This is a genomic window from Gordonibacter sp. RACS_AR49 (genome assembly GCF_030418435.1).
In the GTDB taxonomy this organism is placed as follows: domain Bacteria; phylum Actinomycetota; class Coriobacteriia; order Coriobacteriales; family Eggerthellaceae; genus Gordonibacter; species Gordonibacter urolithinfaciens.
This window is the reverse complement of record NZ_JAIUDM010000014.1, coordinates 23,363-41,960: the sequence shown is the minus strand read 5'-3', so window position 1 is coordinate 41,960 and position 18,598 is coordinate 23,363. Positions and strand designations below refer to the sequence as shown.

Here is an 18,598-nt window from a genome sequence, read left to right as displayed (position 1 = left end):
GCGCTCGGCGCGCACCTCGCCCACCTGAGCCGCCGCCTGCGCGCGCTCGGCCTCGGCCGCGGCGCGGCGCGCCTTGCCCGCCTCCAGCGCCACGCGCAGCTCGGCCTCGCGGGCCTGCGCAGCGCGGCGCTTCTCATGCAACAGCAGCGTGGCGCCGTCGAAGCGCTCCACGGCCGACGACGCACGGCGATGGGTCTTGGCCAGCTCGCCCGCGTCGGCGCTCTCGCGGCGTATCCGCTCCTGCAGCTCTTCGGCGCGCGCCTCGGCCTCGGCGATGGCGGCCTTCTTCTGCGCCAGCTCCTCGTCCAAGGCCCGCTCGCGCTCCACAGCCTCGTCCCAGGCGCGCTGCAGCACGCGCAGGTCGTCCACGGCCAGCGCCAGCGTGAGCTCGGAGAGCTCGGCGGACAGCCCCTGGTAGGCCCGCGCGCGCTTCGCCTTGCGCTCGAGCGGCCCCAGCTGGCGCTCCACCTCGGCCGCCACGTCCTTCACGCGCGCGAGGTGCTGGTCCATGTGCTCCAGCTTCCGCTCGCTCTTGGCCTTGCGCTGCTTGTGCTTGAGCACGCCCGCGGCCTCCTCGATGAGCGCGCGGCGGTCCTCCGGCTTGGACTGCAGGATGGAGTCGAGCGAGCCCTGGCTGATGATGGAGTGCGTGCCCGTGCCGAGCCCCGTGTCGTGCAAGATGTCCAGCACGTCCATGCGGCGCGCCACCACCCCGTTTATCAGGTACTCGCTCTCGCCGGAGCGGTACATGCGGCGCGTGATGGCCACCTCGGCGAAATCCACGGGAAGCGTGCCGTCCGAGTTGTCCAGCACGAGGTCCACCTCGGCCAGCCCCGTGGCCTTGCGCGCCGACGAGCCCGCGAAGATGACGTCCTCCATGGCCTGGCCGCGCAGGTTCTTCGCATTGCGCTCGCCCAGCACCCACAGCACCGCGTCCGAGATGTTCGACTTGCCCGAGCCGTTCGGGCCCACCACGGCCGTGATACCCGGCTCGAGCGCGAGCGCGCTGCGGTCGGCGAACGACTTGAAACCCTTGAGGACGAGCGACTTCAGGTACACGGCCTACCCCTGCTTGCGCTGCTTGGCCTGGGCGCGCTCGCTCTTCTTGCGCGCCTTCTCCTCGGCGCGCGCCGCCGCCTTCTCGGCCTTGGCCAGCTTCGCGGCCTCGGCCTTCTCGGCACGCGTCTCCTCGTCCACGCCCAGCCCGAAGAACTCGCCGAGGCGCGCGAGCGTGCTCTTGGCCGCCTGGCTCTCGGCCTCCTTCTTCGTGCGGCCGGTGCCGCGGGCCAGGCCCTGCGTGCCGGCGAACACCTGCGCCACGAACGTGCGGTCGTGCGGCGGCCCCTGCGTCTCCACGAGCTTGTACGTGGGCGTTATGCCGTCCTCCTGCAGCTTCTCCTGCAGGGCGCTCTTGGGGTTCTCCGGCTCGCGCGCCATGTCCAGCGACATGCGCGGGATGAGCGTGCGCTCCACGAACTCCTGCGCGGCCCCGATGCCGCCGTCCAGGTAGAGCGCCGCCACCACGGCCTCGTACACGTTCTCCAGCGCGGAGTGCAGGCCGCGCTTGCCCGTGCCCGTCTCCGACGAGCCGAACACGATGACGTCCGCGAAGCCCAGGCGGTCGGCCACGTCCGACAGGCTCGCGCCCGACACGAGCGCCACCTTGATGCGCGTGAGCCCGCCCTCGTCCAGGTCGTGGAAGCGGTGAAACGCTATGGCCGCAACGATGGCGCCCAGGATGCTGTCGCCCAGGAACTCCAGGCGCTCGTAGGAGTACTTGACGGACTTGCCCTCGGTTGCCGAGGGGTGGGTGATGGCAGAGAGCAGGAGGTGCTCGCTATCGAAGCGGTAGTCGAGTATCTCTTGCGCTCTGGCGAGCTTCTGTTCTTGCTCTTCGGTCAATATCATGAAGGTTCGGCCCTCTGCTGGTCGTTTCGTTCGCGTGTTCCGGTCCGTCGGCCGCCCCGCGCCCCCGGCAGGACGGGGGGCCGGGCGCAAGGAAGGCCCCGGACGCGGACGCGCCGGGGCCACCTTGCCGTTCGGTTCATTGTAGCCGACTACGCGCCCTTCGCCACGGTCTGCGCGATTATTTCAGAAACCCCCGCGCGCACCACGCCGGCCGTGGTGAGCACGCCGTTTTTCACGGCGAAGGCATTCGACGAGCCGTGGCCCACCAGCAGCGCCCCCTTCACGCCCAGGAGCGGCGCACCGCCGTACGTGTCCGGGCTCACCTGCGCCATGAGCTCCTTCAGGCCGCCCTTGATGGCAAGAGCCCCCAGCTTCGTGACGGGGGTTTTCATCATAACGCCCTTGAGCGTCTTGAACAGCGTCTTGGACGTGCCCTCGATGGTCTTGAGACACACGTTGCCCGTGAAGCCGTCCGTCACGATGACGTCGAACTTCGCGGGGAGGATGTCGCCGCCCTCGGCGTTGCCGGCGAAGTTCGGCAGCTGCTCCTTCAGCAGCGCGTAGGCCTCCTGGGCGAACTGGGAGCCCTTCGCCTCCTCCTCGCCGATGTTCAGCAGCGCCGCGCGCGGGTTCTCTATCCCCACGATACGCTCGGCGTAGATGGTGGCCATCTGGGCGAACTGCACGAGGTAGGCGGGCTTGCAGTCGGCGTTCGCGCCGATGTCGCACATGACCACCGGGCGCACGGGCGACGGGATGACCGTGGCCAGCGCCGGCCGCGACACGCCCTTGATGCGGCCCATGACGAGCGTCCCCGCCGCCAGGCAGGCGCCCGTGGAGCCGGCGGAGAAGAAGCCCTGCGCGGCACCCTCCTTCACCAGGCGGCAGCCCACCACGACAGACGAGTCCTTCTTCTTGCGCACGGCCTCGGCCGGGTGCTCGCCCATGCCGACGACCTCGGTCGTCGCGCGCGCCTCGCAGCGCTCGTGCGCCGCCGCGAACGGCTCCACCACCTCGGCCGGGCCGCACAGCACCACGTGCAGGGCCCCGTCGGCCTCGAGCGCCTGCGCCACGCCGTCGAGCACGACGCCCGGGGCATCGTCGCCCCCCATGGCATCGACCGCTATCGTGACTTCCTCGGACATTGATTGCCTCCTCCTGCCGACGGCCTCCCGCGAGGCCGGCCTCCTGCGAGAACCGCGGCCCTGCCGGGCCCCGACCGCACGCGCCTTGCTCAACCAACCTGAAAAAGCCTCCCCATGCATCAGCGGGCGCTGACGTGCGGGGAGGCTTTTCAACGCGGCCGAAGAGCGCGCGCCAAAGCGCGGATGCGCTATTCCGTCTCGATAACCTCGCGGTTCTTGTAGAAGCCGCAGTTCGGACACACGCGGTGCGGAAGCTTCACTTCGCCGCACTGCGGGCACACGGAACGGGCGGGCGCACCGATCTTATCGTTGCTGCTGCGACGGTTATGGGTGCGGATACGGCCCATCTTGCGCTTAGGTACTGCCATGATCTATGCTCCTTCTGTAAGCCGGGCGAACCCGTGCCGCCCGTCCTCGCTTAGTAAACATGCGAAACGGTATAGTACCAAAGGTTCATGCGCCGCGCAAGGCCCCATCTGCGCTTTTCTTCGACATGCCACACGTGCTCCACACGGCGGGGCCCCGAGGGCGCGAAGGGCCGCTCAGAGCCCTTCCGACGGGCGACCGAACTGCATCTCGTAATAGCGCGCGTACGTGCCGCCCAGCTCCAGCAGCTCGTCGTGGGTGCCCTGCTCCACCACGCGGCCGTCCTCAACCACCGCGATGAGGTCGGCGCCGCGTATGGTGGACAGCCGGTGCGCGATGACGAGCGTGGTGCGGCCCTCGGACAGCTCCTCGAGCGACGCCTGGATGGCCCGCTCGCTCTCGTTGTCGAGCGCGCTCGTGGCCTCGTCCAGGATGAGGATGCGCGGGTTGCGCAAGAACACGCGCGCGATGGCGATCCGCTGCTTCTGCCCGCCCGACAGCCGCGCCCCGCGCTCGCCCACGAACGTGTCGTAGCCCTCCGGCAGGCCCATGACGAACTCATGGATGTTCGCGCGCCGCGCCGCCTCCACGATCTGGTCGTCCGAGGCATCGGGGCGCCCGTAGGCGATGTTCTCGCGCACGGTGCCGCCGAACAGGTACACGTCCTGCTGCACGATGCCGATGGCCTCGCGCAGCGTCTCCACCGTCACGTCGCGCACGTCGATGCCGTCGATCTCCACCGAGCCCGCGCCCGGGTCGTAGAACCGGGGCAGAAGCGAGCACGTGGTGGTCTTGCCGCCGCCTGACGGCCCCACGAGCGCCACGGTCGTACCGGCCGGTATGGCCAGGTCCAGACCGCGCAGCACCTCGTGCTCGCCGTCGTAGCCGAACCGCACGCCACGGTAGCGCACTTCTCCGGCCACGAACTCGTCCGCCCGCCCGCGCTCCACCTCGGCGGCTGCAAGCGGCAGGGCGCCGGGCCGGTTGCGCACGTCGGGCCTCACGGCCAGCACCTCCATGAAGCGGCGGAAGCCCGCGTAGCCCTTCTGGAACTGCTCGGTGAAGTTGATGAGCTGCTCGATGGGCGACAGGAAGATGCCGATGTACAGGGCGTAGATGGCGAGCTCGGCGGGCGCCAGGCCCCCCGTGGCCACGAAGTAGCCGCCACCCACGATGGTCACGGTGTACAGAACGCCGGTGAACACCGAGTTCACCGCATGGAACGCGCCCATGAACCTATACGAGCTCTCCTTCGTGTCCACGAAGCGCTTGTTCGTGCCGCTGAACTTGCCGATCTCCACGCCCTCGTTGCCGAACGACTTCACCACGCGGATGCCGCCGAGCGAGTCCTGCAGCCGCGCGTTGATGTCGGCCATCTTCCTGCGGTTCTCCGTGAAGATGACGCGCTTCTTGTAGTTGCGCCAGAACGCGTAGGCCGCCATGACCGCCGTGGCCGCCAGCATGATGGCCGTGAGCGGCACGTTTATCATGAACAGCAGCACGAACGAGCCTGCAATCTTCAGAATGCAGATGAACAGGTTCTCCGGCCCGTGGTGCGCCAGCTCCGATATGTCGAACAGGTCGGTGAGCAGCTTGCTCATCATCTCGCCGGTGTTGTTGCGGTCGTAGTAGCTGAACGACAGGCGCTGGTACTGCTTGAACAGGTCCATGCGCATGTCGGCCTCCATGCGCGCGCCCATGATGTGGCCCCACGCCGTGATGAAGTACTGGCAGGCCGTGCGCAGGGCGTACAGCGCGGCGAACCCGAGCGCTATCCACCCGAGCGTGGAGAGGATGACCTCGGGCGGCTCCAGGAAGAACTGCCTCGTGAAGAAGTTCAGGAACTGCGGGAAGGCCAGATCGACCGCCGCGAGCACCGAGGCACACACGAGGTCGAAGAAGAACAGGAACTTGTAGGGCTTGTAATAGGCGACGAAGCGCGCGAGCACCTGGCGCGCGGAAACGCGCGGCTCGTCGGCGCCCGAAGGGGCCGCGGGATCGACTGCGTGGGCTGGGGGATTCTTCTTGGTGTCCATGGTTGCCATTGTAGCGCTTACCGTCCTCTCCCGCGTCGTCGATCCTCTCGTTGCCCGCGGGCAGCGCGCGAGCGCGTCCGCCACGCCGTGATCCCGCGGCCGAACATGCCCACGTCCACGCTGCCCAGATAGGCGGGCAGCACGGCGAGCGCGGCCCACGGCGCGGCGGCCCACCCGAACGCCTCGCCGGCCAGGAGCACCGCGGCGAGCGGGCAGCGTGCGGCGGCCGCGAGGAAGGCCGCGGCCCCCATGGCCGCTGCGAACGGCGGCGCGGCGCCAATGAGCCCCGCGCACGAGGCCCCCAAAAGCGCGCCCACGGAAAGCGCGGGCATCACCTCGCCGCCCTTGAAGCCGAAGCCGAGCGTGACCACGGTGAGCAGCGCCTTCACGGCGAAGTCGAAGGGGCCGGCGTCCCCGGCGAAGGCGACGGCGAGAAGCGCGAGGCCCGACCCCTCGAAGCGCTGCCAGCCGAAGGCGAGCACGAGCGCGCAGATGAGCGCGCCTCCCGCAGCCGCCACGAGGGCCGGATGGGCGCGGGCCCGGCCGAAGGCCCACCTGAGCGCGCGCAGCGACCAGCCGAACACGGTGCCGGCCGCAGCGCTCGCGAGGCCCACCAGCAAGCAGAGCGCGCCCGCGCGCCACGACGCGTCCGAGGGCGCCGCCGCAGGGAGCGCGTAACCGCCGGCGAGCGGCAGCGAAACGAGCCAAGCTGCGAGGGAGGCCGTGAGCACGGCGGGCAGATGGCGCGCGACGGCGCCGTCGAACCGGACGAGCTCGAGCGCGAACGCGGCGCCCGCGAGCGGCGCGCCGAACAGGGCCGAGAACGCCGCCGCCATCCCGCAGGCCGCCGTCCAGCCGCGGCGGGGCGCCCGCGCGCCGGACGCCGCCAGGGGCTCGACCCGCGCGAGCCTGCCGAGCTCCGACGCCGCCGAGGACGACATGGCGAGCGAGGTTGCCGTCGCTCCCGCCGACCCCCCGCCCGCCACCGTGAAGAGCGTGCCGGCGAGCGCCGCAGGCGCCAGGGCGAGCGGCACGCGGCCATCGTCGCGCACGTCCTCCACCACCGATCCGGGCTGCGCGCCGAGCGGCAGGCCGAGCAGCTTGAAGAGCCCGATGGAGGCCGCCCCTAGAAGCGGCAGCGCGAACAGCAGCCAGGGGAAGCGCGTGGGGAGCGCCGAGGCCGCGTCGAGCGCGAGGGTGGCGAGCGACGCGGCGAGCGCCCCGGCCGTTCCGGCCGCGAGCGCGAACGCGGCGTGGCGCGCCAGCTGGCCGGGAAGGCGGCCCGTCGCGCGCCCCATGCCTCAGCGCCCTTCCCGGCGCCACGCGAGATCGCGGGCCCGTGCGCGCAGGCGCGCGAGCTCGCTCGCCGTGCCGTGCCCGAACACGCCCACGTCGCGGCTGCCCGCGTAGGCCACCGCCACCGCGAGCGCCAGATAGGGCGCGGCGGCCAGGCCGAATATCTCCGCGCCCATGAGAAGCGCAGCCAGCGGGCAGCGGCTCGCGGCCCCGAAGAACGCCGCCAGCCCGAGCGCGGCCGAGAACGGCGCCGCCGCCCCCGTGAGGCCGCCGAGCGCGCAGCCCAAAAGCGCGCCCACCGTGAACATGGGCATGATCTCGCCGCCCTTGAGCCCGAAGCCGAGCGCGAGCACCGTGAGGCCCGCCTTCACGGCGAAATCGGCGCCGCCCGCATGCCCCGCGAGCGCGCCGCGCAGAAGCGGCATGCCCGTGCCCTCGAAGCCCTGCCACCCGAACGCCAGCACGATGCCCGCGAACAGGAGGCCGCCCGCGACGGCGGCCACCAGCGGCCGGCCCACCCGCCGGCGCACGACGCGGCGCGCGAGACGCAGCCCCGTGCCGAACACGGTGCCCGCCGCCCCGCATGCCAGGCCCACGAGCACGCACTGCGCGACGAGCGGCCACGAGAAGACGGGCACGGCGACGCGCGGGATCACGTCGCCGATGCCTGTCAAGCGCGCGATGCTGAACGCCGCGAACGACGCGAGCAGCAGCGTGGGCACGTGGCGCGCGACCGTCCGGTCGAACCGGGCGAGCTCGAGCACGAACATCGTCGAGCCGAGCGGCGCGAAGAAGAGCGCCCCGAAGCACGCCGCCATGCCCGTGGCCGCCGCGTAGCCCTGGGGGATGGCCGGCGCGCCCCGGCGCACGGGGGCCAGCTTGAAGGGGCGGCCGACGAGCGCGCCGAGCGACGCCCCCATCTGCAGCGCCGCGGCCTCCTTGCCCACCGACCCGCCGCCGAGCACGGTGAGGAACGTGCCCGCGAGGATGCCCGGCGCGAGCGCGGGCGGCACGCGGTCGTTGCGGCGCAGGCGGTCCACCAGCGTGTCGGTGGCCAGGTGCGCGGGCAGCTTGAGCGCACGGTACAGCAGAACGGAGGCCGCGCCGAGCGCCGGCAGCGCGAGGAGCAGCCACGGGAAGCGCCCGGAGAGCCGCGCCGCGAGGTCGACGGCGAGCGAGAGCGCGATGGAGGCCGCCGCGCCGGCCCCGCCGGCCGCGAGAGCGAACAGGAAGTGGCGCACGACCTGGGAGGGATCCACACCGCCGCCCTCCGCTTCGCGCTTCGCCATGTCCGCCTCCCCGCCTCGTCGCCTTGCCTATCCCTCATATGGTAGGCGAGACTGCGTTGGGCGACGGAGCCGGAGGCGGCGTCGTCAATGAGTCGCCGCCCGGCGTGCATCCTCCGGTTGACGAGCCCCTTGCGTCATCCCGAGCGGAATGCGCCTCGCAAGAGGAAAGAGCGCGTCGGGTCCATGACCCGGCGCGCCGCAAATTGAAACGAACGGATGTTTCACGTGAAACATCCGAGGACCGCCGCGGGGCGACCCGTCAGAGCGCCCCTTGGAACACCGTGCCGGTGTCGCGGCAGAGGTGCTGGACGGCGGTGCGGGCGGTGTCGACCGCGGTGGGCAGGCCGCCGGGGGCGACGAGGCGCTGGCCGGCGAAGTACACGTCCGCGATGCCCTCGGGCTTCGCCGGGTAGCTCCGCGCCTTCTCGCCGGGGAGCATGTTCGACATCCACGAGCCCTTGTACGAGCGCAGGTAGCGCTCGTAGGTCAGCGGCGTGGCCACGTCCCATACCTCCACCTTGCCCTCCACCTGCGGGCACTTCTTCGACACCGCGGCGATCACTGCCTCGGCGAGCTTGCGCTTCTCCTGCACGTAGGTGCCGTCGTCCTTGCGCGCGACCCACCAGTCGTACGTGTCGCCGTTCATGAACAGCGTCATGGCCGTGCAGCCCTCGGGCGCGTAGCCCTCGTAGGCGGCGTAGTTGTTGAAGGAAAGCGCGTCATGTCGCTGCCCTCCGCAGAAAACGGGCTCGTCGAGGGGGAACCCGACGCATTCCGGCACGTCCGAGAGGTCGCTTCGGATGCCGAGGCTCACGAACGTGTCGAGGATCGGATGCACGTGCTCCCGCAAATGCTCCGCCCAAGGCTCGACGATCGGCGGGTCGAAGAGCTCGTCGACGGCCATGCGCAGATCCTGCGTCACGATGACGGCATCGAACGCCCGCTCTTCGCCGTCCACGACCACGCCCACCGCTCGCCCGTCCCGCACGGCAACCTGCTCGACGAGGCTCCGGTACTCGATCCGACCTCCCAGCCGCTCCAACGTCTCAGCGACGCGCCGGGCCATGGCGAGCGAGCCGCCGAGCGGGTACCCGCCGTCGCCCGCAGCGAGCGTCGCGAGCGTGAACGCGAGTCCCATCGCGCTCATGTCCTCGCCGACCATGCTCGCGAACAGGGTGCGCAGCAGCGGGTTGGAGAAGCGATCCGCGAACGCACGGGCGGTCTGGTTCGCGTAGGCGGGCATGCGTGCCATCGCCGGCAGCATGGCAAGCATTTCCCCCATGCCCGCCTTGCGCGGCACGGCCGCCTTCACGCCCTTGAGGTCGAAGACGGGCATGCTCACCTTCATGAACGCGCGCACGTCCTTGACGAGGCGCCGTATCTGGCGCGCGTCTTCGGGCGCGACGTCGAGCAGGTGCTCCTCGAGGCGGTCGACGTCGCGGTACAGGTAGACGGTTCTCCCCTCGAACTCGTAGGCGAGGAAGGGGTCGCGCACGTATATCGGCACGTCCGCATCGAGCGCGCCGATCTCGTTCCACACCGCGTTGAGCGCCGTCTTCGGCGACGATCCCGTGAGCCAATGCATGCCGCCCTCGAACAGGTACCCCTTGCGGCTCCAACTGGTCGATGCGCCGCCGGGGATGGCGTGCGGCTCGAAGACGGTGACGTCGAAGCCGCTCTGGCGCGTGTACACCCCGGCCGCGAGCCCTGCTATGCCGGCGCCCACGACGGCGACGCGCTTCGACGAAGCTCCCGCCCCCGTCGCGCCCGTCGCGCGCGACGATCGCTCCTCCGATGTTTCACGTGAAACATCCGTTCGCTTGGCCGCGCTCGCGCTTGCGTGCTCGCTCTTCAGCTGATCCATTCCCCTACCTCTTCCTCACGATGTCGACGATCCATTCCGGTTCCGGGCACGGCATATCGGGATACACGGCCAGCTCCTCGGCGATGCCCTGGATGGCCGCCCAGAACGCGATGGAGAGCGCCGTCGGGTCGCCCGCGCGGACGGTGCCCTCGCGCTGGCCGCGACGCACCATCTCGGCCGTGGGCGTGTTCATGTCGAAGCCCGCGAGCAGCTCCTTCGCGCGCTCGGGGATGGCGTCGTCCATAAGCGCGTTGCCCATGAGCACGAACATGTCGGCCATGAAGCGGTCTTCGCGCAAAAAGGCCAGGATGCTCGCGGCGGCCCCTTCGAAGAACGCGATCGCGTCGACCTCGGCCCTGTTGCCCATCATCGCCATCGGCCCGCCCACGCCCAGGCCTATGAGCTCCTCGTAGAGCGCTTCCTTCGACTCGAAGTAATGGAACATGAGCCCCGTGCTCATGCCCACCGCCTCGGCGATGTCGCCCACCTTCGTGCCCGCATAGCCCTTGCGCACGAACAGGTGCATCGCCGCTCGGAGGATCTCCTCGCGGCGCCGCTCCCGCTGCTCCTGCCTCGACACCATTTGTTGAACTTCCTTTCATTGAATTAGAATTCAATATTAGCACAAGGAGAGCGAGCTCGAGGCGTGGGAACGCAAAATCGCTTCAGCCTCTTCCATATAGGATGTTCATGCGGTTTCCCAGAATGCCCGCAACACGCCCTCGCGGGCAGGGACCGCCCCACAACCGTGCCGCTCGATCCCCTTGCCTGCATCGTCATGGACGAATAGGGAACCTGCGGGAGCATAAGTTCCACAGGGGAAGCGTCCGCAACGCGCGAACCGGCGATATGCGGAGCGTTTTGCTGCGCGAACGACTTCGAGCACCGCTCCCGTTGCCAGGGCCTTCGTTCTCGTCCGCGAATCTCGAACGGCCCTCGCGCCTCGCGTCGCGCCCTCGTCGCTGCCCCCAGGACGGCGGACGCCCCTACTCCGCCAGGAACCTGCTCGGCCTTCCCCGGTGCAGGACGGTCAGCCGATGAAGGGCACGCGTGACCGCGACGTAGAGGAGGGAACGTCCGAGCTCGCCGGAGAAGAAGCGCTCGTCGGCGTCGAGCACGACCACCTCGTCGAACTCGAGGCCCTTCGCCATCTTGACGGACGCCACCGACACGCCTTTCTCGAAGGTCTCCGTGCGCTCGGTCAGCAGGTGGACGTCCACGTCGCGGGAGAGCAGCTCGGCGTAGCGCGCGGCCAGCTCTTCGGAAGCGTGCAGGATCCCGAGCGTCTTGCGCCCGCTCGCGCGGAAGGCTTGGGCGGCCTCGAGCGTCCGCGCGAGCACCTCGGCCGTGTCCGCGCAGTCGATGATGCGCGGCACGTCGCCATGCCGCTCCACCGCCTCGAGGCCGGCGGCGGGCTTCACGCGGTTCGCGAGCGCCACGATCTCGCTCGTGGAACGGTAGCTGCGCGTGAGCCGCACGACGCGCGCGGCGCCATAGGCCCGGGCAACGTCCTCGAGCGCGGCAGAGACGCACTCGTCCACCACCTGGCAGCAGTCGCCCAGCACGGTCTTGCCGCAACGGAACAGCCGCGCCACGAGCGCATGCTGCACCGGCGTCAGGTCCTGCATCTCGTCCACCACGAGGTGCTTGACGCCGTCGTAGGCCTCGAAGCCCGAGAACGCGCCCTTGAAGAGCGCGAGCGGCGCGGCGTCCTCCCACTCCACCGTGCGCTTCGGCCCGACCTTGAGCGCACCCTCCCAGCCCTGGTCGGCGAGGAACAGGCGGTAGAGCGAAAGCGCGTCCTTAGCGCGCAGCATGCCGGCCAGGCGCCGACGCGCTTCCCGCTTCGTCGGCACGGCGTGGCGGTCGCGCCCGACGCTCGTGGACTCCAGCTCGTAGACCACGCTCGCGGCCACGAGGTCGAGCCGCTCCTCCAAGGCGAGGCCCCCGTGCGCGCGGAATCGCGCATCGATCCACGCGGCTTCGACGACGCGTCGGCCGAACGTCAGGTCCTCGGCCGCGAACGCCGCCTCGGGAACCCGTTCGAGGAACGCGAGCACCGCGTCGGCGAACGCGGCCGTCCCCTTCAAGCGGGCGCGCTCGCGCCATGCCTCGTCCGCAGCGTCCACGCTCGAGCGCGCGGGCGCGACGCGCACGGAGCCGTTGAGCGCCCGCTCCACGACGCCGCGCAGATCGAATGCCTCGATGGGCTCCTCGCCGAGCTCCGGCAGCACGCCGGCGATGTAGTCGGCGAACACGCGGTTCGGCGAGAGGAGGGCCACCTGGCGCGACGAAAGCTCGCCACGGCGCCGGTACAGCAGGTACGCCACGCGGTGCAGCGCGATGGAGGTCTTGCCCGAGCCTGCCGCGCCCTGGATGACCAGCGTGCCCGGCTCCTCGTCGCGTATGATGCGGTTCTGCTCGGCTTGGATGGACGCCACGATGGCGCGCATCTTCCGGTCGGAGGCGCGCCCCAGCTCGCGCGCCAGCACCTCGTCGCGCACGCTCGAGGCGCTGTCCGCCGCGTACACGAGCTCGCCCCGCTCCACCCCCAGCTGGCGCTTGAGCGAAAGCAGGCCTTCCACGCGGCCCGAGGGCGCGTCGTAGGCCGCCGGGCCCGTCTCGTCGTGCTCGTAGAACAGGCCCGCCACCGGCGAGCGCCAGTCGGACACCACGGTGCGGCCTTCCGCTGCGAACGAGAAACGCCCTAGGTAGAACGTCTCCGGCCCCCCTTCCCCGCCGGCCGCGAAATCCACGCGCGCGAAGTACGGCGCATCGAGCATCTTGCGCAGCTGCGCGGCCGCCTCGTGCGAGCGTGCGGCACGCCGGTCGACCTCGGCCAGCGCCAGCTCGTTCTGGAAGGCCTCCGCAGGGTCGATCTCTCCGCGGTACGCCACCTGGTAGCGCTTGGCCTCGCGGTAGCCGTCCTCTATCCGCCCATGCAGGGCCTCGGCCTTACCGAGGGCTGCGCGCACGAGACCGAGCGTCTCGGCAAGCCGCGCCTCCTCCTCCGCCCTGACGGCGGCACGCCCTTCGCTCATAGGATATTCCTCCTCCCGTTCCCGCCTTCATCCTGCGGCTCCGCACGCAGCAGGAACCATTGCACGGGATAGCCGAGCTCGGTGCCCAGCTCCGCCTCCTCGAACCCGAGAGCCGCGAGGTCGCGCCGGTACCCCGTGTCGGCGCGGTCGCCCGCGCGGTACGTGGCGATGGCCAGGTCGCGCCCCGGCACCGCGGCCTGCACGGCCGCGACGAGCGCGCGGGCCGGGCCTCCGCTCCGCCGCTGCCGCGGATGCACCGCCAGCACGTCGATGCGGGCCCGCCCGGGGTCGAAGGCCGCCGCGCCCGCGAGGGCCGCCGGTCCCGCGCCGCGGGCGACGAGCGCCTGCCCACGGGCCACGGCCTCGCGCAGCCAGGCCTCGTGCCGGCGCTCGTCAAGGCAGGGGAAGCCGTCCACGGCGAGCCGCATGAGATCCATCCAGGCCGGCACGTCGGCGGGCGTCGCGGCCCTGGCCTCCCAGGGGCCGGCCCCGTCGGCCCAGCCGCCCGCCTCGCCTGCCCGACCATCAGCCGCACCTGCCGGCGGGCCGTTCAGCCCGCCGGCAAGTGCGTCCAGCTTCAGCGGCAGCTGCAGGGGGTAGAACGCACCGCACGCCCTGAAGCGCGCAGGCGGCGCCTTGTACAGCGCGGCGAACGCCGCCGAGAACGTCTGCTGACTGTCGTAGCCGGCGTCGCGGGCGATGTCGGCTACGGGCCGCTCCGTCTCCACGAGCGCACGGGCGGCCTCGGTGAGCCGTCGGCGCGATGCGTACGCATGCACGGTCATGCCCGTCGCCTCGCCGAACAGGCGATGCAGATGGAACTTCGAGTAGCCGGCAGCGCGCGCAATGGCGTCCAGGTCGAGCCGCCCGCCCCGGTGCGCCTCGATACACGCCACCGCCCGCTCCACCGCGCGCAGGTGCTCCGGCTCCATGCCAGCCTCCCTTCCTCCCTTTCGGCCCGGATGCTCCATTGAACCAGAACGACGAGGCGCACGTCTCTACTTTTCTTGCTCTGTCGGGAAAAGGAAACGCCCGCCGGGGGCGGGCGTTTCAAAATGGCGCGGGCAGGTTCATCGAAAATAGCAGGGACAGACCTTCCACGATGGCGGAAAGGAGGTCAGTTCTGCTCGAACGGGAAATCCTTCAGCACGGCGAACGGGTTGGGCGGCACGTCGTCGCCCCCGTCGCCCTCGGCGGGCGCGCAGCCGCACGGCCCCTTGTTGAGGTTCGCGCCGCACGTGGGGCACAGGCCCTTGCATTCGTCGTCGCACAGCGGCACGAGCGGGAACTCCAGCAGCAGCGCGGCGTTCAGCAGCGGCTCCAGGTCGATGACGTTGTCCTCGGGCAGCACGTCGAACTCGTCGTCGTCCATGTCCTCGGGCGCCTCCTTGTCGGCGCCGAGCAGGAAGTAGCCCTCCACCTCGCCCGTCACGGGGAACGAGAAGTCGTCGACGCAGCGCGCGCACGACGTCCTCGCCTCTCCCTCCACGGTGCCGGTGACCAGCAGCGCGTCGCCCGTGTTCGTCACGTCCACCTGCCAGGACAGCGGCTCGGCGAAATCGTACAAGTCGGGCCCCGCCTTCAAGACGGGCACCGTGTACGATCCCTCAAAATGCGAGCTCTCCGCAGGTGCGAAGAGCTCCGAGGGTATGGGGATGCGCGTCGTTTCCATCAGCGGCCCGCGGCGAGCGAGTTGGCGTTGAGGCGGTCGCGGCAGCGGCGCACGTTGTTCAGCAGCGTGTCGAGGCTCTGCTCCACGTGCCCGAACACCTCGTCGGCGTAATCCTCGGCCCCGGCGCGCGTCTGGCGCTCCAGCTCGCGGGCGTCCGCGAGGATCTGGTCGGCCTGCTGCTGGGAGATGCGCACGATCTCCTGCTCGCTGGCGATGGTCATGGCCTGGCTGCGCGCGTCCTCGATCATGCGGTTGGCCTCGGCCTCGGCGTCGTCGAGCAGGCTCTGGCGCTCGCGAACGATCTGGCGCGCCTGCGCGAACTCGCTCGGGAACGTGTCGCGGATCTCGTCCATGATCTCGAACGCCGCGGCTATGTCGACTTGGCGCAAGTTGCTTTTGCCGAAGACCGGCTTCGAGTCCTCGAGAAGAATCGAGAGCTCCTCGAGCAGCCCCAAGACTCCTGTTTCGTCCATGATTGTCCTTCCACCCAAGCGTGCTGCGTTTCAAGTGCGTCGGCGCACGGGGTTTGAGTCTTCCTGCGCGCATGCGTCAAAGTATTCTAGCAGGTTTGAACCCATAACCCAACGTCACTGCACAAACCGTGCACATTTTACCCGGTCGGAAGGCCCCTGTCGTATTCTCGTTGCCATACCGGAACCCGCGCGGCCCTCCTTGGGCCTACTCCGCGAACTTGGCCTCGAGGGCGCCCTTCACGCACGGGGGCACGAAGCCGTTCACGTCGCCGTGCAGGCTGGCAATCTCGCGCACGATGGACGAAGACAGGTACATGTACTGCGGGGGCGACATGATGAACAGCGTCTCCAGCTCCTGGTTCAACTGGTAGTTGAGCGCCGTCATCTGGAACTCGTACTCGAAGTCCGTGATGGCGCGCAGGCCCTTCACCACCACGGTGGCCTCCATGCGGGCAGCGAAGTCCACGAGCAGCTCGTCGAAGGGCTCCACGCGCACGTTGGGCAGGTGGCTCGTGGCCTGGCGCACGAGCTCGGCGCGCTCCTCGAGCGAGAACAGCGGGTTCTTCTTAGGGGAGGCGGCTACGGCCACCACCACCTCGTCCACCAGCTGTGCCGCGCGCGTGATGACGTCGAGGTGCCCGCTGGTGATGGGGTCGAACGTTCCGGGCGTGAGTGCTCGTCTCATAACAGGTCAAAGCTCCTTCGGTCTGAACAGGTCCACGACAGTATCGCCGTACTTCTTGCGCGATGCAAGGGCGAGCCCGCAGGCGGCGGCGGCCGCGTCGGCCTCGCCGCAGGTGCCCGCCCCGTGCTCGTACGCCACGAGCGCGTCCGGCGCGAGGGCGCCGTCGGCCGCGAGGGTTGCCGCCAGGCCGAGCGCATCCTGCGCGGCGAGCGCGTAGGGCGGGTCCAGGAACACGAGGCTGAACGGGGGGCGCGCATGGGCGGGCGGGTCCCTCAGCACGTCGCCGCGGTGGATGCGCGCGCGGCGCGCCTCCAACCCGAGCGCGCGCACGTTGCCGCACAGCACGCGCTGCGCCGCGCCGTCGCGCTCGAAGAAGTGCGCGCAGGCGGCGCCGCGCGAGAGCGCCTCCAACCCGAGCGCACCCGACCCGGCGAACGCGTCCAGCACCGTCGCGCCCTCGAAGCCGCCGCAGGCGCTGTTCACGGCGCTCATGAGCGACTCGCGCACGCGATCGGTCGTGGGGCGCGTGCCGTCCCCCTTCGGCGCCTTGATCGTACGCCCTTTGAACTCTCCTGCAATGATGCGCATGTCAGCCCCCTTGAACCTCTCCGGCGCGCTTGAACGCGAGCCGCGCCTCGCGCCCGAGCGCGCGGTGCGCGGGCGCCTCGAGCCGCGGGTCCTCTTCCAGCAGGGCGCGCGCGTCGGCGTGCGCCGCCTCGATCACCTTGCCGTCCCGCACCACGTTCACCAGCTTGAGCGCGGAGGCGCCGTGCTGGCGGTTGCCCAGGATATCGCCCTCGCGGCGCAGCGACAGGTCGTAGGCCGCCAGCTCGTAGCCGTCGTCGGTGGTCTCCATGGCCGCCAGACGGCGCAGCGCCGCATCCGTGCGCGACGCGCTCACCAGGTACACCTCTCCGGGCTTCTCCCCGCGCCCCACGCGGCCGCGCAGCTGGTGGAGCTGCGACAGGCCGAAGCGGTCGGCGTCCTCCACGATCATGACCGTGGCGTTCGGGACGTCCACGCCCACCTCGATGACGGTCGTGGCCACGAGCACCTGCGTCTCGCCTGCCCGGAAGCGGGCCATGACGTCCTGCTTCTCCGCAGCGGGCAGCCGCCCGTGCAGAAGCTCCACCTTCCAGTCCACGAACGTCTTCTGCTGCAGGAAGGCGGCCTCGCGCTCGGCGGCCGCCACGTTGCCGCCGTCCAGGTCGGCGTCGTCCTCGATGCTGATGGCGGCGTAGGCGTACTCGTCCTCGTCGCCCTCGCGCCCCGCGCGCTTGCCGGCCTTCGCGTCGCGCTCCTCGGCGCTCGCCCCCACGAGCGGGCACACCACGTACACCTGCTCCCCGCGCGCGAGCGCGGCGAGCGCGGCGTCGTAGGCGCGCCCACGCTCCTGCTTCGCCACAACCTTCGTCGTGCGCGCCGACGCGTCGTGCGGGCGGTGCCTGATGTAGGAGAGCGTGAGGTTGCCGAAGAGCGCCAGCGCCAGCGAGCGCGGGATGGGCGTGGCCGTGAGGTAGAGCGCGTCGGGCGCCTCGCCCTTCGCCAGCAGCTTCGCCCGCTGGTCCACGCCGAAGCGCTGCTGCTCGTCGATGACCGCGAGCGTGCACCGCCTCGGGCGCACGTCGTCCTCCAAGAGGGCGTGCGTGCCCACGAGCACGTCCACCTCTCCCGCCGCCACGCGCGCGAGCACCGCCTCGCGCTCGGCGGGGGGCGTGGATCCGGTGAGCACCCCCCATGAGATGCCCGCCTGGTCGAACAGCGGCCCCAGGCTCTTGCCATGCTGGCGGGCCAGCACCTCGGTGGGGGCCATGAGCAGCGCTTGGCCGCCCGTGTCGGCCGCGGCGGCCAGCGCATGCGCGGCCACGACGGTCTTGCCCGTTCCCACGTCGCCCAGAAGCAGGTGGTTCGCCGTGGCGGGCGCCGCGAGCGCGGCCAGGATGTCGTCGCGCGCGGCCTTCTGCTCGTCGGTGAGCTCCCAGGGCAGCGCTGCGGCGAGCGCCGTCAGGCGCGGGCCGTCCGTCACGTGGCGCACGGGCTCGCACCCCTCGGCGCGCTCCCGGCCCTCCTCCATGAGCATGAGCTCCAGGAACAGCAGCTCCTCGTACACGAGGCGCCGCCGCGCCTCGGAAGCCTCGTCCATGCTGCGGGGGAAGTGGATGGCCGCGAGCGCCGCACCGCGGCTCATGAGGCGATACTTCGCGCGCAGCTCCAGCGGCAGCGGGTCGTACAGCCCCGCCACTTGCGTAAGCGCGTTGCCCACGAGCCGGCGCACCCAGGCGGCCGACAGCTTCTCGGTGGCGGGGTGCACGGGTATGACCATGCCGGCAGCCGCGCCCTCGGCGCCTTCCAGCGCCTCGAGGTAGGGGTTCGTCATGCGCTTGAAACCGTAGTTGAACTCCAGCTTTCCCGCCACGGCGATGCGCATGCCGGCACGCACCTGGTCCATGAGCCACGGCTGGCGAAACGCCGTCACCATGAGCGTGCCCGTGCCGTCCACGAGCGTTATCTCCACAAGCGGCAGCTTCGGCTTGGGGCGCTTCAGCTTTATCTCGTGCACCGTGCCCTCCACCGTGCACTGCTCCCCGATGGCGGCCGAGGCCACCGTCTCGCGCCGAGAGAGGTCGATGTAGCGCCGGGGGAAGTGCGTCACCAAGTCGCGCACCGTGCGCACGCCCAGCGCCTCGAGCGCGCGGGCGCGCGCCGGGCTCACCAAACGGACGCGCCCGACGGATTCGTCGAGCGCGAGGGTGGCTGCCAAGCGGTCAGGTGCGTCCATGTGCGTCTCCAGGTCGTTCGAAAGTCAGCGAGGGGCGTCCTCGT

The 18,598-nt window shown here is 70.6% G+C and carries 16 protein-coding genes; all 16 read right to left on the bottom strand.

The genetic code is table 11. The features are described from left to right. On the bottom strand, window positions 1–1,059 hold a 1,059-nt coding region (locus LB310_RS15160; RefSeq protein WP_301155332.1), incomplete at its 3' end, for an AAA family ATPase. 3 nt (window positions 1,060–1,062) lie between these two features. Next, the gene (gene rnc, locus LB310_RS15155; protein WP_015538874.1) at window positions 1,063–1,908 is read right to left on the bottom strand and encodes a ribonuclease III; all 846 of its coding nucleotides are present in this window, start codon (window positions 1,906–1,908) and stop codon (window positions 1,063–1,065) included. A 149-nt stretch (window positions 1,909–2,057) separates the two neighbouring features. Next, the gene (plsX, locus tag LB310_RS15150) at window positions 2,058–3,053 is read right to left on the bottom strand and encodes a phosphate acyltransferase PlsX (protein WP_123674136.1); all 996 of its coding nucleotides are present in this window, start codon (window positions 3,051–3,053) and stop codon (window positions 2,058–2,060) included. A 188-nt stretch (window positions 3,054–3,241) separates the two neighbouring features. Beyond that, entirely contained in the window at window positions 3,242–3,421 is a 180-nt protein-coding gene (gene rpmF / locus LB310_RS15145) for a 50S ribosomal protein L32 (protein WP_041238879.1), read from the bottom strand. A gap of 174 nt (window positions 3,422–3,595) precedes the next feature. Continuing rightward, window positions 3,596–5,464: an ABC transporter ATP-binding protein gene (locus LB310_RS15140; RefSeq protein WP_278805430.1), complete on the bottom strand. Its 1,869-nt coding sequence runs from the start codon at window positions 5,462–5,464 to the stop codon at window positions 3,596–3,598. An 8-nt stretch (window positions 5,465–5,472) separates the two neighbouring features. Then, a complete protein-coding gene (locus tag LB310_RS15135) occupies window positions 5,473–6,753 on the bottom strand; it encodes a chloride channel protein (protein ID WP_278805429.1) in 1,281 nt (426 codons plus the stop codon). Between the two features lie 3 nt (window positions 6,754–6,756). Continuing rightward, window positions 6,757–8,040 carry a chloride channel protein gene (locus LB310_RS15130; protein ID WP_278805428.1) on the bottom strand — a complete coding sequence of 428 codons (1,284 nt, stop codon included), beginning with the start codon at window positions 8,038–8,040 and terminating at the stop codon, window positions 6,757–6,759. 259 nt (window positions 8,041–8,299) lie between these two features. Beyond that, complete coding sequence (locus tag LB310_RS15125; protein WP_278805427.1) at window positions 8,300–9,904, bottom strand: NAD(P)/FAD-dependent oxidoreductase; 1,605 nt, start codon at window positions 9,902–9,904, stop codon at window positions 8,300–8,302. 4 nt (window positions 9,905–9,908) lie between these two features. After that, window positions 9,909–10,487 carry a TetR/AcrR family transcriptional regulator gene (locus LB310_RS15120; RefSeq protein ID WP_278805426.1) on the bottom strand — a complete coding sequence of 193 codons (579 nt, stop codon included), beginning with the start codon at window positions 10,485–10,487 and terminating at the stop codon, window positions 9,909–9,911. A 403-nt stretch (window positions 10,488–10,890) separates the two neighbouring features. Beyond that, window positions 10,891–12,945: an ATP-binding domain-containing protein gene (locus LB310_RS15115; protein ID WP_278805425.1), complete on the bottom strand. Its 2,055-nt coding sequence runs from the start codon at window positions 12,943–12,945 to the stop codon at window positions 10,891–10,893. Next, window positions 12,942–13,877 carry a helix-turn-helix transcriptional regulator gene (locus tag LB310_RS15110; protein ID WP_278805424.1) on the bottom strand — a complete coding sequence of 312 codons (936 nt, stop codon included), beginning with the start codon at window positions 13,875–13,877 and terminating at the stop codon, window positions 12,942–12,944. The genes LB310_RS15115 and LB310_RS15110 overlap by 4 nt, the downstream gene beginning before the upstream one ends. A 185-nt stretch (window positions 13,878–14,062) precedes the next feature. Next, window positions 14,063–14,539, bottom strand: coding sequence for a DUF177 domain-containing protein (locus tag LB310_RS15105; RefSeq protein WP_278805423.1), 477 nt, complete (start codon window positions 14,537–14,539; stop codon window positions 14,063–14,065). 77 nt (window positions 14,540–14,616) lie between these two features. Continuing rightward, the gene (locus tag LB310_RS15100; protein WP_015538879.1) at window positions 14,617–15,090 is read right to left on the bottom strand and encodes a hypothetical protein; all 474 of its coding nucleotides are present in this window, start codon (window positions 15,088–15,090) and stop codon (window positions 14,617–14,619) included. A 205-nt stretch (window positions 15,091–15,295) separates the two neighbouring features. Beyond that, window positions 15,296–15,775, bottom strand: a complete 480-nt coding sequence (coaD, locus tag LB310_RS15095) for a pantetheine-phosphate adenylyltransferase (protein ID WP_087192123.1) — start codon at window positions 15,773–15,775, stop codon at window positions 15,296–15,298. A gap of 6 nt (window positions 15,776–15,781) precedes the next feature. Further along, complete coding sequence (gene rsmD / locus LB310_RS15090) at window positions 15,782–16,363, bottom strand: 16S rRNA (guanine(966)-N(2))-methyltransferase RsmD (RefSeq protein ID WP_096228407.1); 582 nt, start codon at window positions 16,361–16,363, stop codon at window positions 15,782–15,784. 1 nt (window position 16,364) lies between these two features. Beyond that, window positions 16,365–18,554 (bottom strand): ATP-dependent DNA helicase RecG, encoded by a 2,190-nt coding sequence (locus LB310_RS15085; protein WP_154270845.1) that lies wholly within the window; start codon window positions 18,552–18,554, stop codon window positions 16,365–16,367. Between the last annotated feature and the right edge of the window lie 44 nt (window positions 18,555–18,598).

Excerpts from the sequence above, each read along its gene's own strand:
- rnc (WP_015538874.1), bottom strand. The coding sequence starts at position 1,908 with ATGATATTGACCGAAGAGCAAGAACAGAAGCTCGCCAGAGCGCAAGAG.
- plsX (WP_123674136.1), bottom strand. The coding sequence starts at position 3,053 with ATGTCCGAGGAAGTCACGATAGCGGTCGATGCCATGGGGGGCGACGAT.
- rpmF (WP_041238879.1), bottom strand. The coding sequence starts at position 3,421 with ATGGCAGTACCTAAGCGCAAGATGGGCCGTATCCGCACCCATAACCGT.
- LB310_RS15140 (WP_278805430.1), bottom strand. The coding sequence starts at position 5,464 with ATGGCAACCATGGACACCAAGAAGAATCCCCCAGCCCACGCAGTCGAT.
- LB310_RS15135 (WP_278805429.1), bottom strand. The coding sequence starts at position 6,753 with ATGGGGCGCGCGACGGGCCGCCTTCCCGGCCAGCTGGCGCGCCACGCC.
- LB310_RS15130 (WP_278805428.1), bottom strand. The coding sequence starts at position 8,040 with ATGGCGAAGCGCGAAGCGGAGGGCGGCGGTGTGGATCCCTCCCAGGTC.
- LB310_RS15125 (WP_278805427.1), bottom strand. The coding sequence starts at position 9,904 with ATGGATCAGCTGAAGAGCGAGCACGCAAGCGCGAGCGCGGCCAAGCGA.
- LB310_RS15120 (WP_278805426.1), bottom strand. The coding sequence starts at position 10,487 with ATGGTGTCGAGGCAGGAGCAGCGGGAGCGGCGCCGCGAGGAGATCCTC.
- LB310_RS15115 (WP_278805425.1), bottom strand. The coding sequence starts at position 12,945 with ATGAGCGAAGGGCGTGCCGCCGTCAGGGCGGAGGAGGAGGCGCGGCTT.
- LB310_RS15110 (WP_278805424.1), bottom strand. The coding sequence starts at position 13,877 with ATGGAGCCGGAGCACCTGCGCGCGGTGGAGCGGGCGGTGGCGTGTATC.
- LB310_RS15100 (WP_015538879.1), bottom strand. The coding sequence starts at position 15,090 with ATGGACGAAACAGGAGTCTTGGGGCTGCTCGAGGAGCTCTCGATTCTT.
- coaD (WP_087192123.1), bottom strand. The coding sequence starts at position 15,775 with ATGAGACGAGCACTCACGCCCGGAACGTTCGACCCCATCACCAGCGGG.
- rsmD (WP_096228407.1), bottom strand. The coding sequence starts at position 16,363 with ATGCGCATCATTGCAGGAGAGTTCAAAGGGCGTACGATCAAGGCGCCG.
- LB310_RS15085 (WP_154270845.1), bottom strand. The coding sequence starts at position 18,554 with ATGGACGCACCTGACCGCTTGGCAGCCACCCTCGCGCTCGACGAATCC.